Genomic DNA, 14,287 nt, shown 5'->3' on the forward strand with positions numbered 1-14,287 from the left:
TCCAGTTGATTCACCGGAAAGCCGTCCCGACAACATGTCCGGTCGGCTTTATCTCGTCTCTGCAGCAACTTCAACAGCCTCCGGCGCGAGGGCCTGAGCCCCTTGCAGTTGGAAATATCGCCAAGCAATTGCCAGGCATACTACCGAAACGCCGACCGTAAACCAACAGAACGTCATGAAGAAACCCAGGAATCCCTCTGATGTCGAGACGATATCCTTGGCGAACATGACTCCGACGTACCCTAAATATCCCATCGCGTCTGCCACGTACATTAAGAAGCCTAAATTACCTCGTTCACGCGTCATCGCGAGCAAACGTTCGAACACAGTCGTATGAACTGCGACGTATGGCAAATACAGTCCAAATCCAATCAGCACCATGAAGTGGAAAGGATCCATCTCGCCCTGCTGCTGAACGAATAGCGACATGGCAATCACAAGCAACCCAAGTCCGCAAATCCCGAGCGACATGAAGAAGGCCAGACGATTGTTTCTGATGAGTACCGCCAAACCGTTTACCAGTGTGATTCCCAAAGCGACCAACATTTCCGATTGCGTGAAGATCTTGGCATTTGGTTTGGTTCCGAGACCGCTCCACAGTTCCACCGCGAAGTCGGCGCGAACGCTTCTTATGATCGTGACCAAAAGAAAGATGGCCACGACCATCGACAGGCCGAGGCCATACTTTTGAAATAAGGACCAGCGTTCCTCACTGGTCATCTCGTGTCGTTCGGAACGCGCGGCGATGTCGTCATCGTCTGGTGGCGGTACCTTCGACAACAGCCACACGAATGCCAGCAGTGGCAATACGAAGATCAACCCGGTAACAAACGGCATCCAATCCTCGGCAACACCCCAATCTAGAACAGTCTTACCGACCGACTTCGTCACTCCGTCGGCCAAAATGAAACTGGCACAAAGTCCCGCGACGAGCGCTTCCGTCAGACGTCGACCTTCTAAGAAGCCGAGCACGAGTCCGAAGACCATCCCTAGAGCAAGCCCGTTCACGAAGAGGCCGATTACATTGACTGGGCGGGGGAGAAGTCCGAATACGGCCAAGCCAATCTCGGCGATACCAATTAGTCCCAGTAAGGCAACCGCACGGCGATGGGGAGGCATCTCGGAAATGACCTTGATACCGATGAACTTCGAGATCATGTAGCCGATGATCTGGACCGAGACAATCAGCGTCTTGAAACCGATTCCGAAGAACTCGCTGCCATCATAGGTCGCGACGGTAAACGGTTTCCGAAATCCGTACATGCAGAAGTAAGTACCAAACGCGGCAAAGACGGCCAAAAAAGACCAAACAAGATCAGTCTTGCGTCCAGGTGCCGTGGCAGTTGTTTCCGTGGTCATGGATCATCGCTTCCCGTTAGCGTGTGAAAGAGCGAATCCAACTTATCGGTGTGACCTCAGCTTGGCTATCGTTTCATTGCAAGTCATGCACAGTATCGACGAAACTTAACGTTGTGCCCGAACTTGACAATGCGCGCAACGTAAGTGTTCAACGAACATGAAGCAGTGTTCATGCGGTACTACTGGAGTCTTGCTGACGAATTCAATCTACGGGCTTTCGCCATTGACGAGTCGTTGATTGATTTGGTCGATCACGCTTGGGAACTCGTCGATCGACGTGATCGTGTAATGGCTGCCAGCGGCCTCGAATGCTTGTTTGGTGACATTCAATACGTTATCGCGCTCAACATCTGATAACGCGTTGAGTTCCTCGAGTGATAAGCCGGTGATGCTGCTACTATTACAGACACCGACCGTCCAGCAGGGTGCATTCCTTCCGGCGGCAATGTCGGCAACCGTGTCGCCGATCTTGACCACGGCGGCTGGTGGATAGATGCCCACACGGCGCATCACCTCGTAAATCATCCAAGGGGCTGGACGACCTTGGGGAACATCGTCGGCTCCGACATTCGAATCGAGATAAAAGCCTGCTTTCGTGGCGGCTGCGTAGACCACATCAAGTGCCGCTTGAAAGTAGCCGGTCGTGCCGCCTAGTTTGATATTTCGCGATCGAAGTTCAGTGGCTACCTGCAGAACGTTAGGGATCAAGTCGCGATGTTGTTCCAAGGCTTGCATCTGATATGGCATGAACTCGTGGTACATTGTGTCGATGTCCTGTTCAGTCCATGGGCATCCTTTGGCATCTTTCCAACGCTCGGCTACACCAGGCATCTGTAGCATCGTGATCAAGTGATCTCGTTTATGCAGTCCCATCGGTTTACGAGCTTCCTGATCCGTGACCGTCACACCTTGCCCGGCGAACACTTGCTTGAAGGCGGCGGCCGGTGCGCGCGAACCGAAATCGATCGTTGTGCCAGCCCAATCAAAGACAACCAGTTGAACGGATGATGGGGAGTAAGACATGGTACGCTCAATTATTGATGGGTATTTGTGAAACAGCTAAGTGTTGAAATCATGCGGCGAGTTTGGCCGAAGCGGCGTTAGGTAATTAACGCGGGCTCGTCTGACTGTGGCGTAACAACGCAATTAATTGGTCTTGCGCGATTCGTCGTGGATTATTGGCCAATCGTTCTAGATTCACACGGCTAGCGATCGCCCGGATCTGTTCGTCACTGACGACCCCAGCGGCAGCCAAAGAAGGAAAGCAATTCAAGTTTTGAATTAGCCGTTCGACGTTCTGGCACGCCTCCTCGGCATCATCCGCTTCCAATACTTCAAGAATCATAGCCAGTCGCCGTCGGACGTGCTCGACGCCGCGTGGATCGGAGCAATCTTCAGCAGAAACCTCAAAGTTGAAGGCCAGAACACAGCTAAGCGTCGCGGCAACAGCGGCGCCGTGCGGAATTCCATAATCGGAGGTTAACGCGTACGAAATCGCATGAGGTAGCGTTGTCTTGCTGATGTTGATCGCCTTTCCGGCCAAGTGCGCGGCTTGGCACATTGCCCCGCGCGATGGGGCCGACGAGCGATGCGTGGCTTCCGCTAAACTGTTCTTCGCGAGTCGAGCTGCCTCCACGGCGTAGCCCACAGATTCCTCTGTTGCCCCGACGGACCAAATCGACTCAATTGCCTGACAGAACGCATCCAGTCCCGTTGCAGCGGTCATTCTTGGCGGAACACTATAAGTCAACTTTGGATCGATGATCACCCAACCGGGCAACAGGCAACTTGAAGCAATCGAGTACTTTTGTCCTTCGACGTACACCACGGCAAAATGGGTCGCTTCGCTGCCCGTCCCAGCGGTCGTGGGAATTGCGATCAGAGGTAAGCTTCCGTTTGGAAATGAAAATCCGCGCGGTGCGACTTCCCGCGGCGCTGCTTCGTGCTGCGAGAATGCTGCAATCATCTTCGCCAAATCGATCGCCGTTCCCCCACCGAATGCGATGACGGCGTCCGGATTGGCCTCGCGGCAAGCGATAACCCCTCGCTCGACATCCTCGATTTTGGGATTGGGCTGAAAGTTGCTAAAGCGAGCGATATTCTCCGGCTTCAATTCACTACGCAGCACCTCGCTTGCTCCTGATTGCTCCCACGCAATCTCGTCAACCACTAAGAAGATGTTTCGCGCCTTTGCTTCGCGAAGAATCTTTCCCAGCTCGGCCAAAGCACCTTCGGCGATGGTCACGGCTTGTTGATTCAAAGGTGCACTCAACCAAGTATCCCTGCTGGAGGTAGTAAGCGAATTAAGACGCGGATAGCTCATCTTCGGAAAGCGTGATGTCCCACATCTCAATGCCATCCATCTGAATCCATTCCGCATGCAGCTTAGCTGGCTGCTGAGTCGAATCGACTTCCAAACGCATCCAGACATGCGGAATCGCTTCGCCGCGAACCAAATTAGGGTGAGGCACGTTCAATTTCGGGATCGTCGAGTCATGAATGGGCGAAACAATGAACTGATGGATCGGATATCCAACCGACTTCTCCGTGTCGTACTTAAGCAGCCGCGAGCAATGAATATCGCCGCCGATCAGCACGACACCGCTGATTTGGTTCTCACCAATGAACTTGAAGAGGGCATCGCGTTCATGGGTATAAGATCCCCAGTCGTCCGACTCAGTATTTTCTTTATCGTCCCAGATCATCCCGCATGTCAGCAATTTGAACTTCGCTTTCGATGCCAATAGTGACTCTTTCAGCCATTTCCATTGTTCCGCCCCCAAGAGCGTGGGCAGCGAGGGATCAACAGGCGACTTCTCAGTTCGGGCAAACCAACGGGTGTCGAGTAGAAAGACCTCAACCGGGCCGTACTCGAACTTCGTGTAGATGCCTTGTTCGCCTTGGCCGTATTCGTGATTGGCTCGGTATTCAACGAACGCTTTGCGCGAATTCTCTTTACCCGACAACCGCCCGTCAGAATCGTTCTTTCCGAAATCATGATCGTCCCACGTTCCCCATGTTGGCGTATGTTCGATCAGTTTGGCCAATTGCGGAATACTAAGAAACTCGCGATGTTTTTGCCGGGCAACTTCCAGCTTCGTCGAATCAATGTAGGGTGTGTCCCCTAACAATACCAAGCCGTCAATCGATTGTTCGTCGATCTGCGACCAAAGCCTAATCGGCTTGCTCTTGGCACACGATCCGAATGCCAGGGAAATTTTGCGTAGAGCGGTTGGCTCGGGGGCCGTTCTGAAGTGACACTGCTCATCCGTCAATCGAACACCTCGCACATCCACGATCGCATAGTAGTATTCGGTTGCTGGCTGCAGCCCAGTCACTCTCCACTTAACGCACAAATCGTTCTCGGCATTTGCAGCAGCTTTTAGTTTCCATATATCTTTTCCACCTCTCCCCACGACTAGTGAATATTCAGACTCGTCACTTCCCCGAAACCAGATGTTGGCGTTGGTCGGTCCGACATGACCGACCATCGGCCCAACGGCTTCTAGGGGAGCGTCATCGGCAGCTAAAGTTGGATGAGCCAAGAGTGAGGCAGTCGTCAGCGCGAGCATTGCTCGGCGGTCCAAATCGGATGACATGGCGGGTCCTCTTAGCGGAGGTAGGTAGTTCGATTGATTCGCCGGAATGAACACCCATGCCATCCCGACTGAACTCGCAATATTTTCGACGAATGTTTCCTGGGAGTCAACACTGTAGACATTACGTCAACATGAAGATTAGGTAACAAATCGATGAACACGCGAGTATGGTCGGAAGTCTAAGACGCACAAAATGTTGTTCAACGCTGTTCTAAGGTGTTAGCTTGGGGGTTCGATGCCTGTCTGAGGAAGTGATCGGTAAGAAAGGACTTCTCATGCGACTCATCTCACTTCTAGGACTTGTCATGCTGGTCGCTTTGAGCTTGGCCTGCGACCAATCCGCGCAGGTGGTCCCGGAAACAATACCTCTTGGTGAAATCGGCTTCGGCGTGGTCGTCGATCAAGACGGAAAGCCGGTTGCCGATGCCGAGGTTTTCGGATTGTGGAAATATCCCAGCGACATCGCTCCGCCCGTGTTAGCGAAAACCAGAACCGATCAGTTCGGTATGTTCTCGCTAAAGCCGCCTCCAGGTATACGAACTCCTTCTTTCGCCGTTGTCATCCGCGACCATCAAGGCAACATCGGAACTGGCGGACAGTATGCTCGCGACGGTCTCGTTCCCATGCTGCGAATCGAACTCGTGCCCGAAACGTTTTTTCACGTGCACGTCGTTGACCAGCAAGGCCAAGCATGTCCAGGCGTCGAAGTGGCATGCGATTCGCTTCTTGCTTACGGATCGGAAGCGGTAGCGACAACCGATGTAAACGGTTTTGCGAAAGTCTTGTACATTAAGATGCATATCAACCATGACAAACTGGTCGCACGATTACCACGAAAGGGACTTTCCTGCGAGCGAATTGTTCAGCCGCCGGTCAGTGGAGAGACTCCCCCCAAGGTCGTGATGACGCTAACTCCGGTGCAGCCATACCAGGTGGAGGTGGTCGATTCCTCAGGCCGCCCTGTTCCAAACGCGATGGTCGCCGTCAAGAGGATGCAGTTAAGCGGTCTCTATGAATCGACTATCGATGGCTATTACGAAGAAACCGATGCCAACGGACTTGCAACTGTTGACTTGTCCGGGGGACGTGGCTATCTCAAGTTTGCCAAGATTGGTTTTTGCGATCGTCCCGCAAGCGTCAAACCTAGCGATTTCTTATCAAAGACATCTGGTCAACCGATTCCCAAACGCGTGGTTCTACCCGAGCAAACGACCATTGAAACGACCATCATCAACGAATCGGGCGTCGCACTTACGGACTTCCAAGTAGAAGTTCGTGGCTCCGGTCGCTGGTTCCCGAAAATTGAACAATCGCGGCGTCTCGACGATGCGAATTCATGCTCAATTCGCCTACCGGTTGAAAGTCGGATCGCCATTTGGGCAACTAGCGGAAGCTATCGAACAGAAGCAATTCCGCTTTCGATCCCACACGGCTCGAACCCGCAGGCAATCCAACTTGTCTTTCAATCACCTACCAAGGTGCGTGGAACATTGCTTGCCGTTTCAAACGGCCAACCAATCGCTCGTCGTAGGATCGCCGTGACTGGTAATGTACTTCCCAGAGACCAAATTGACGACGCTTGGTTAACGCCCAAGGTCTGGAACTTGGATCCACCAGAGTACGAGCAACTTACCTGTGACGACGTCGAGGCGATGACCGACGATGAAGGGAAGTTCGAGCTCGCTTTGGCGCCGGGCGAATATCACCTACAAGAGGCCAGCCGAGGTGAATCCGTTACGATCAAAGTTGATTCAGCAAAGCCGCTTGATCTTACGGTCTGGGGAGCAAAGCTTCCGTGCGGACAAGTGACCGGGCAGATCGCGTTGGCAGACGGAGTACGAGCTGATATTGGCGAACTGACGATCCTTTGTCGTCCGCACAACACGATGAGGCAGCTGCCGGCACCGCAGCTCTCGCAGGACGGAACCTTCACGCTGCCAATCGCACCGGTTGCACAAACGGTGTTGGCTTGGAACAAGCGTGGAGACTTAGCAGGATCAGCGACGATTTTGCCCCATTCCCAAACAGCCGTTGTTAGCCTAAAGCGAACGGTATTTGTCGAAGGTAGGATGTATGATCCTGAAACGCTAAGGCCCGATTCTAGCTTGAGACCTCACATTCAATTGATGGTCGATGTTGGTCGCGGGAAGTGGATGAAGTTGAAAGAAGAGCTTGTACTTCCCAGCGGAACCGACTTCCACATCACCGGCCTAATTCCGGGCGCGCAATATTGGCTATCCCCAAGACAGTTCACAGTCGCCGACTTCAACACAACAACGAATCCCGATGTAATCGCATTCACCGCACCTGACGTGGGCATGTTGAATATTGGACCACTTTTCGGAACACCGCAACATGGGCAAGACATCTCTAAGCTAGATACTCAACTCGCATTCCATCCACCGATTCCTTTGGTTACTCGATTTGGTATTGCCGCGAATGCCGCTAGCCGTCTTGATCAGAAACTCTTAGTGGTCTTAGCGGATCTCTACGATCGACTCACGCAAGAGTTACTAATGCAGACGCGACAGTTCGATCACGAACATGCGGACCTGCAGCAGGCCATTCAACCATATCAACTGATATGGATTGATAAGGATACGCTTTCGGAAGAAGATCTCCAGCGTTACCCTCTCCCAAACAACGGCGGCTCGAAGTTGTTGGTGATGGACGCTGCTGGAAATACGTTAGATGAAATTCCGTTTGGCAAATTACAAGAGGACAACCAGTGGAACTGGGATCGCTTACTATCCTTCTTGAAGCGACACGGAAGTGAAACACTCGATGCGTTAGAGATATATGAGGCAGCGATTCAACAGGCTCGCCTAGACAACAAACTTGTCCTGGTTACGTACGGTCACTACGGTCAACATGACTTCGTCGATTTAGAGATAAACCTAGAAGCGAGTGCCCGCACCCTATCGCAGTTCTGCGTGATGTGCTCACTAAAAAGCCGAATGCCCCAGGCTCCCTTGATTGCGGAACGGCTATGGGCGAATGCGTCTGACACTTCCTACCCTTGGATGATTCTCGTCGCGCCGGAGAATGGCAAAGATCGATACGCTCTACATTCCGAGCCCATCATTTTCTCCCCCTCAGAACGCGCGAGTACCGTGCGAAAATTGATTGAAAGCGCCAAACAGCTAAGGAGGACCATGCAATTCGCCCGCCCATGACGCCATCTCCTGACCGAGTGGCTACCTGTCACTAATAACCTGTAGATCCCAGTCGCGATCCAATCGGTACTTAGAACACTATGCTTGTGGCGATTGGAAAACACACAAGACCAAAGCTTCAGCCTCGTAGGAATTAATTAAACGATGCGGAATACTGGCATCAAAGTAAAGACTGTCACCTGTTCCAAGGTGAAATACCTCACCGTCGTATTCGAAATCGACGTTTCCCGACTCCACGAGCAGGAATTCTTCCCCCACATGCGCCATCGCTTCCTTTCGAGCCACGCCGGGCGGAAGCGTAATGATGAAGGGATCCATCGATCGCGACTTTCGTCGGTACGCCAACGAATGGTAGACGGCTGTATTTTCTGAGGATTGATCCCGTTCGACAATCTTGCGTTCGTCGCTTCGCACAATTGTTAATGCTGGCTTCTCATCAAGTCCTTCAACCAGCTTCGATGTCGTCACACCCAACGCTCGCGCAATCTCGGCCAGGGCGGGCAACGACGGAGTTACGCGAAAATTCTCGACTTTCGATAACCAGCTACGCGTCAGCCCTGTACGCGACGCAACTTCTTCCAACGTCAAACGCTGATCGATACGAAGCGCACGAATTCGTTCTGCCAGTTCAACTAAGTTCATCGCGGTATTATAGACACGACCCAAATTTGCACAACGATTCGGTTGACCAGCCTCGCAAATACTTAACACTGTAAAACTTCATGCAACCACTCAGATTCGAAGAAAGGCTACCTTCCGAACAGTGGCTCACGCATTTCGTCGTTAGTAGCTTGCCACTTCATAATGAGTTCGTTGAATCGCTCCGAATACTTAGGCAGATCGGCCAGATTATTCGATTCGCCTGGATCCTCCGCTAAATCGTATAACTCCCAGTCGTCTCGCTGAGCGTATCCATTTGGAGCGACAATCTTCCAGCGTCCTTGCCGAAGCGCAGCACGTTTACCTTGTCGCCAGTACAAGGTGCGATCTGCCGATGGTTCGTTCTTCAGTAGATTGATACCGTCGAGCGATTGCTTCGGTGTTTGCCCCAAATATGAAGTGAGGGTTGCATAGAGATCGACGGAACTGACCACCGCATCGCTCGTCGTCCCACCCTTGAGTTTGCCTGGCCAGCGCACGAGGAAGGGAACGCGAATGCCTCCTTCGTACATGCTGCCCTTGCCGTCGCGAAGTGGCAAATTGCTGGCTGTGGTCTCCTTAGTTGGTCCGCCATTGTCACTGATGAACATCACGAGCGTGTTCTTGTCTTGCTTAACCTCCCTGAGCGTTTCGAGAATCTCGCCCACACTCTTGTCGAGATCATACAACATCGCTAGAAAGATGCGTCGCTGAATATCCTCTTCCTCCGCGAACTTGGTAAGCGTTTCGTTCTTGGCTTGCAGCGGGCTGTGTACGGCATTGTATGCCACGCACAGGAACCAAGGATCGTCATGGTAACGGCGGATGAAGGAAGTCGCTTCACGAGTTATGGCATCGGTAAAGTAGGCCTCTTCGATAACCGGCTGGCCACCGCGAAGAACGGGGTTATTGGCATCGTAGGCAGGTTCGTCATGCCCCATGTGCGAGGAGTAAACAAGATGTTCATTTACTTGGTAGCGACCGTCGCTTCCCGGCGGCAGCCCTTTACGCCGTATCCAGGTCGTCGTGTTGTTCCACGGGCTGGGAACGAAGTAGTGCCCTTCATGTAAGAAGCCGAAGAATTCGTCAAACCCGTGACGTTGCGGATGAAAGTCAGCTGCTCCGCCGAGATGCCACTTGCCGACCAGGCCAGTCGTATAACCAGTATCATGTAATAGCTCGGCCAATGTAAATTGCTGACGCGGGAAGCCTGTATCAGGATCTTCGTTACGTGGCCCAATCGGGTTGAACTCGTAACCAAACCGAGTTGGAAAACGTCCAGAGAGAAATCCGGCTCGCGATGGACTGCAGTTAGGCGCGGTCACATAACCTTGGGTGTAACGCACCGCCTGCTTCGCAAGCGCATCGATCTGTGGCGTTTGCACATCAGCATTCCCTTGACAACCTAATTCTGCATAGCCCAAATCATCCGCCACGAGCAGCAATACGTTTGGCAGATCGGGATGCTGGGCAGCATTCGTTTCGTCAATTCCTATCAATCCACTAATCAGGGGTAATAGGACGAAACAACACAACCATTTTCGGATCGGGGCTTTAAACATTGATGTGTCTCCAAGGCGTGCTTCCAAACGCAATCCCATAGAGGGGCGTCCTTTGCGCAATATCACTAGCTTAGGAAGAAAGCTTGACGTAAGCAAAGAATCTATGGATATTTAAGACTCCTTCCCCTGCCGCTAGGCCAATGATTTCCCCCTACCTTCATCACCGCTTATCCCAACCTCACGACGGTATACCTAACGCGTTGTGAGTGGTCTCGATAGGAAACGCCCATGCGCTGTCCACTTTCCATTGTCTGGATTGCCCTCGCTGCCGTTGTATTGCTGTCAACTAGCGTTTACGCGTCGGAGCAAGTGGTCATGTGGGAGTTTGGGGCAGAAGAAGAATCGCCACTTCTACCGCACGGAGGTGTTCACCGTGATGTTCCAGGTCCACGGCCTCCGGTTTATCCTGACTTCGACTCCACGAACACAGCCGCCAAATTTGACGGTCGTGGTTCCTATTTTTCCTACGACGATCCAGGCGCACGCAGTCCGTTCGACTTTACCAACGGCGATTCGATCACGATCGAAGCCTGGGTGAACGTGCGCGACATGCGAAACGACGAGAATGTTTACATCATTGGCAAAGGAAGAACCGGCAATCGCGATTTCGCGCCCGATAATCAAAACTGGGCACTTCGGCTCCGTGGTGCCAAAGGAAAAGCATGCATCAGCTTCCTCTTCGCCACACCGCGTGGTGTAACTCCTTCACCCTGGCATCGGTGGACGACGAACGACGGATTCCAGCCCCGCACAGGCTGGCATCATGTGGCAGTAACCTACGAATTCGGTAAGCCGGAAAGCGTACGTGGCTGGATCGATGGTAAGACCATTCCAGGGAGCTGGGATATGGGAGGCCCGACTACGGAAGCACCGGTTGTCGACGATGATAGTGTTTGGATTGGCTCTGCGCTTGGTGGAAATGCTGGCAACTCATTTCGGGGTTATCTAGATGCGATCGCACTGCATCGCGTAGTTCTTGATAACGAGACGCTTGAGAATCGTTTTCGCCGAATCGGCGAGGCCCCGCAGCCAGAGCCTCCGAAAGAGTCGATGCCAACGCTAGGCAAGCTTCCCGCCGATCGCGTGACGGTTACCTTTCACGAAGGAATGCCTGCCTACAATCGCTGGCTTGATTTCGATGAAGACTATCCTGACGAAACCATGCGTTGGGAAACCGGTGAGTTTCTCACGCCACGCTTACCAATTCGCTACGACGACTGGGGTATTCGCGATGCCTGGAAGCCTCCGGTTCTCGTGCGAATGGCGGCTGACGCACGGTTGACTGCTGGGAAGCATAAGATCCTGTTAAGGTCTCGCGGGCTCAGTCGAATGTGGATCGATGGCAAGCTGGTTGCCAAGACTACTTCGCTGCAAGGCTCGCCCAGTGGCGAAGAACCGATCACCCCCCTGGCCGAGCCACCGTTACCAGGTCATCGCATTGCTGAACACCGCATTCACGAAACAATTGAGGAAATCGATATTCCCAAGAGTGGCATGGTTCGCGTGGTGGTTGAATCGTTGGCCGGCGGGAAGAAGTTCCGCCCCGAGCCTGGCGAGTTCACGGTTGCCATACTGAATGAAGCCGGTGATCATTACCATGTACTTGGTCCCGCCGGCAGTGCTGATGCTCCGCTGCCACTCACCGACGAAGCATTTGAAGGCGCACTCGCTCGCATTGAAGCTTCACTCGCAAGACTAGATGACCAAAACCGCCACGAGGCTGCCGAGTCTCGCGATTCCTTCTGGCAAAAGCGTCATGAATTAGCGCGCGATTGGACTAAGCTAAATCCTGCACCGCCCCTTCCTGGCAGTGGTGAGACAAATCCGATTGACGCCTTCCTGGCACGTCGACTTGAAGCAGCCAAGAGTTCTTCCATAGGTACGTCTCTCGCCGAAGCGCAAAAGTTTCACAGTGATGTCCTTCCCATTCTCCGAAGTGAGTGTTTCCGCTGCCATGGCGACAAGGAATCTGGCGGACTTCGCTTGAATGATCGAGAACTGGCGATCGAGGGGGGATACTCCGGTGCGGCGATCGAACCAGGCGATGCCGATGCCAGTGAGCTGATGGCTCGCATTCGTAGTGATGAGGAAGACCTGCGAATGCCTCCTACGGGTAGCCGACTTAGCAAAGCTCAGATTAAAACGCTGGAAGTCTGGATCAACGACGGTGCAAAATGGCCCACCATGCCGTTCACCGCAGAGGAAACGGACCTCGCTCCATTGGTTTCTGACTCGAAGTTCATACGTCGGGCCTACCTCGATACCGTAGGTGTTGTGCCGACCGAGGCGGAAGTCCGGAAGTTCCTCAAGGACGCGTCTCCTACCAAGCGGACTGAGCTAATCGATCAGCTATTGCAAGACCCGCGTTGGGCCGATCACTGGGTCAGCTACTGGCAAGATGTCTTGGCTGAGAACCCAACTTTGATCAATGCGACACTGAATGCCAGTGGACCGTTTCGGTGGTTTCTGCACGACGCCCTTCGGGATGACAAGCCGCTGGATCGAATGGTCACGGAACTGATGATGATGCGCGGCGGTAAGCATGAAGGAGGAAGTGCTGGTTTTGCATTGGCTGCTCAGAACGATTCTCCCTTCGCCGCCAAAGGAAACATCATCGCCAATGCGTTTCTGGGTATCGAACTACAGTGTGCTCGCTGCCATGATTCGCCTTACCACAAAACGACCCAAAAAGACTTGTATTCCCTGGCCGCCATGTTTGCGAGAAAGCCACTTTCCGTTCCGAAGACAAGTTCCGTACCAGATGCTTTCTTTGAGAACCAAGATCGCGAACCACTCATTCAAGTAACGCTAAAACCTGGAGTCAGCATCGAACCCGAGTGGCCCTTCGCCGAGGAAACCGGATTACGCAGCAATGCGGACCTTGCGGCTTACATGGAAAACGCGAACGACACGCGAGAGAAACTAGCCACATTTGTCACTGCTCCTCAAAACGGCCGATTTGCCAAGATTGCGGTCAATAGAATTTGGCGACGTTTGATTGGAGCCGGTATCGTCGAGCCGCCACACGATTGGGAGGGAAGCGACCCCAGCCATCCAGAACTTCTCGAGTGGTTGGCCCACGACTTCATGGCTCATGGTTACGACGTGAAACGTACCGCGCGTTTGATCATGACCTCCGACTTGTACCAGCGTGAAGCAATTGGAAAACAGAAGTCAGTCGAACCTGCGCGGCGTCTGTTCAATGCACCTGAACGTCGGCGAATGACGGCTGAGCAAATAGTTGATTCGTTCTACGAAGCGGCTGGTAAGGAGATCGAAATCGATGCCATGACACTCGATCCCGATGGCCGCCGCCCGGCAAGCAATCGTAATAATCTCGGCTGTGTTGAACGTGCCTGGATGATGGCCAGCACTTCAAACGAGCGTGATCGTCCCAGTTTAACCCTTCCCCGAGCTGCTGTCGTCGACGATGTACTGGGGGCATTTGGCTGGTCAGCAGAACGTCAAATCCCACGCACCGATCGCGAGACCGCTTCCAATGTCCTACAGCCGGCGGTAATTGCCAACGGTACGTTGACCGTCTGGCTAACCCGGGCTTCTGATGAAAGTCCACTCGCAGATTTGGCGGTCAACGCGAAATCGCCTGAGGCGCTGGTAGACTCGGTGTTCCTCCGCTTCTTAAGCCGGATGCCAACCCCCGAAGAAAGCGAATTGTTCGCGGACGTTTTGTCACACGGCTTCAAGGATCGCTTGGTCCCCCAGGAGGAAATCACATTGCCAACGCCACCAGAACGTTTACCACTGGTGACATGGTCGAATCACCTCCGAAACGAGGCGAATGTTATTCAATTGGAACATGCCCAGCGTGCTCGTACCGGACCGCCAGCCGATCCGCGTCTGAGGACGCAGTGGCGGGAAGTTTACGAAGACGTTGTCTGGAGTGTGGTTAACCTTCGCGAATTCGTCTGGATGCCGTAGCCCGACAAGTTAG

8 protein-coding genes are annotated in these 14,287 nt (G+C 53.2%); 2 read left to right on the forward strand and 6 right to left on the reverse strand.

All coding sequences use genetic code 11. The features are described 5' to 3' along the window. Positions 1 to 48: 48 nt before the first annotated feature. From C5Y83_RS00455 to C5Y83_RS00470, 4 genes are all read right to left on the reverse strand, one after another. A complete protein-coding gene (locus tag C5Y83_RS00455) occupies positions 49 to 1,359 on the reverse strand; it encodes a DUF5690 family protein (protein ID WP_199194945.1) in 1,311 nt (436 codons plus the stop codon). Between the two features lie 207 nt (positions 1,360 to 1,566). Then, positions 1,567 to 2,382, reverse strand: coding sequence for a phosphonoacetaldehyde hydrolase (gene phnX, locus C5Y83_RS00460; RefSeq protein WP_105327682.1), 816 nt, complete (start codon positions 2,380 to 2,382; stop codon positions 1,567 to 1,569). Positions 2,383 to 2,467: 85 nt separating this feature from the next. After that, entirely contained in the window at positions 2,468 to 3,631 is a 1,164-nt protein-coding gene (locus C5Y83_RS00465) for a phosphonoacetaldehyde reductase (protein ID WP_233206993.1), read from the reverse strand. Between the two features lie 31 nt (positions 3,632 to 3,662). After that, positions 3,663 to 4,958, reverse strand: a complete 1,296-nt coding sequence (locus C5Y83_RS00470; RefSeq protein ID WP_158262173.1) for an alkaline phosphatase D family protein — start codon at positions 4,956 to 4,958, stop codon at positions 3,663 to 3,665. 275 nt (positions 4,959 to 5,233) lie between these two features. Between C5Y83_RS00470 and C5Y83_RS00475 the strand changes: the two genes are divergently transcribed. Further along, positions 5,234 to 8,134, forward strand: coding sequence for a carboxypeptidase-like regulatory domain-containing protein (locus C5Y83_RS00475; protein ID WP_105327685.1), 2,901 nt, complete (start codon positions 5,234 to 5,236; stop codon positions 8,132 to 8,134). Positions 8,135 to 8,212: 78 nt separating this feature from the next. Here the strand turns inward: C5Y83_RS00475 and C5Y83_RS00480 are convergent, their stop codons facing one another. Both C5Y83_RS00480 and C5Y83_RS00485 read right to left on the reverse strand, forming a co-directional pair. Next, the gene (locus C5Y83_RS00480; RefSeq protein ID WP_105327867.1) at positions 8,213 to 8,776 is read right to left on the reverse strand and encodes a helix-turn-helix domain-containing protein; all 564 of its coding nucleotides are present in this window, start codon (positions 8,774 to 8,776) and stop codon (positions 8,213 to 8,215) included. A 107-nt stretch (positions 8,777 to 8,883) separates the two neighbouring features. Then, positions 8,884 to 10,335 carry a sulfatase-like hydrolase/transferase gene (locus tag C5Y83_RS00485; RefSeq protein ID WP_105327686.1) on the reverse strand — a complete coding sequence of 484 codons (1,452 nt, stop codon included), beginning with the start codon at positions 10,333 to 10,335 and terminating at the stop codon, positions 8,884 to 8,886. Between the two features lie 228 nt (positions 10,336 to 10,563). Between C5Y83_RS00485 and C5Y83_RS00490 the strand changes: the two genes are divergently transcribed. Then, positions 10,564 to 14,274 carry a DUF1553 domain-containing protein gene (locus C5Y83_RS00490; protein ID WP_105327687.1) on the forward strand — a complete coding sequence of 1,237 codons (3,711 nt, stop codon included), beginning with the start codon at positions 10,564 to 10,566 and terminating at the stop codon, positions 14,272 to 14,274. The last annotated feature ends 13 nt before the right edge of the window (positions 14,275 to 14,287 follow it).

The organism is Blastopirellula marina (assembly GCF_002967765.1).
Lineage (GTDB): Bacteria > Planctomycetota > Planctomycetia > Pirellulales > Pirellulaceae > Bremerella > Bremerella marina_A.